Origin of the sequence: Bacillus sp. FJAT-27001, from assembly GCF_019039175.1 — a bacterium.
GTDB classification, from domain to species: domain Bacteria; phylum Bacillota; class Bacilli; order Bacillales; family Bacillaceae; genus Bacillus; species Bacillus velezensis.
On sequence record NZ_JAHOAA010000017.1, the window covers coordinates 402 to 1,287 of the forward strand.

General features: G+C 54.1%; 10 tRNA genes. All 10 read right to left on the bottom strand.

The window, feature by feature from the left end:
- Positions 1-8: 8 nt before the first annotated feature.
- A tRNA-Ile gene (locus BGM27_RS20345) sits at positions 9-85 on the bottom strand.
- Between the two features lie 15 nt (positions 86-100).
- Positions 101-174 (bottom strand) — tRNA-Gly (locus tag BGM27_RS20350).
- Positions 175-182: 8 nt separating this feature from the next.
- Positions 183-258: transfer RNA gene (locus BGM27_RS20355), tRNA-His, on the bottom strand.
- A gap of 20 nt (positions 259-278) precedes the next feature.
- A tRNA-Phe gene (locus BGM27_RS20360) sits at positions 279-354 on the bottom strand.
- Between the two features lie 10 nt (positions 355-364).
- Positions 365-441: transfer RNA gene (locus BGM27_RS20365), tRNA-Asp, on the bottom strand.
- A 6-nt stretch (positions 442-447) separates the two neighbouring features.
- Positions 448-524: transfer RNA gene (locus BGM27_RS20370), tRNA-Met, on the bottom strand.
- A gap of 19 nt (positions 525-543) precedes the next feature.
- Positions 544-636: transfer RNA gene (locus BGM27_RS20375), tRNA-Ser, on the bottom strand.
- A 7-nt stretch (positions 637-643) separates the two neighbouring features.
- Positions 644-720 (bottom strand) — tRNA-Ile (locus tag BGM27_RS20380).
- A gap of 2 nt (positions 721-722) precedes the next feature.
- Positions 723-799, bottom strand: a tRNA-Met gene (locus BGM27_RS20385).
- A gap of 20 nt (positions 800-819) precedes the next feature.
- A tRNA-Ala gene (locus BGM27_RS20390) sits at positions 820-886 on the bottom strand.

Below are 886 nucleotides of genomic sequence, written 5' to 3' on the forward strand. Positions count from 1 at the left end.
AATCATCATGGTGGGCCTGAGTGGACTCGAACCACCGACCTCACGCTTATCAGGCGTGCGCTCTAACCAGCTGAGCTACAGGCCCATGACAATATAAAAATGGAGCGGGTGATGGGAATCGAACCCACGACATCAGCTTGGAAGGCTGAGGTTTTACCACTAAACTACACCCGCATGTTGTTTGGGGCGATTGATGGGAATCGAACCCACGAGTGCCAGAGCCACAATCTGGTGCGTTAACCACTTCGCCACAACCGCCAAAACAATATTAAATTAAATGGTGGCTCGGGACGGAATCGAACCGCCGACACACGGATTTTCAGTCCGTTGCTCTACCAACTGAGCTACCGAGCCTTTTTATAAATGGCGGTCCGGACGGGACTCGAACCCGCGACCTCCTGCGTGACAGGCAGGCATTCTAACCAACTGAACTACCGGACCATTTTTTGGTTGCGGGGGCAGGATTTGAACCTGCGACCTTCGGGTTATGAGCCCGACGAGCTACCGAACTGCTCCACCCCGCGATGATAATTAAATTAGATATGGCGGAGGAAGAGGGATTCGAACCCCCGCGGGCTTTGACACCCCTGTCGGTTTTCAAGACCGATCCCTTCAGCCAGACTTGGGTATTCCTCCGTATAAGTGGTGGACCTTGTAGGACTCGAACCTACGACCGGACGGTTATGAGCCGTCTGCTCTAACCAACTGAGCTAAAGGTCCAATGGTAGCGGCGGAGGGGATCGAACCCCCGACCTCACGGGTATGAACCGTACGCTCTAGCCAGCTGAGCTACACCGCCAAAAAACAATTAAAATCAAGTGGAGCCTAGCGGGATCGAACCGCTGACCTCCTGCGTGCAAAGCAGGCGCTCTCCCAGCTGAGCTAA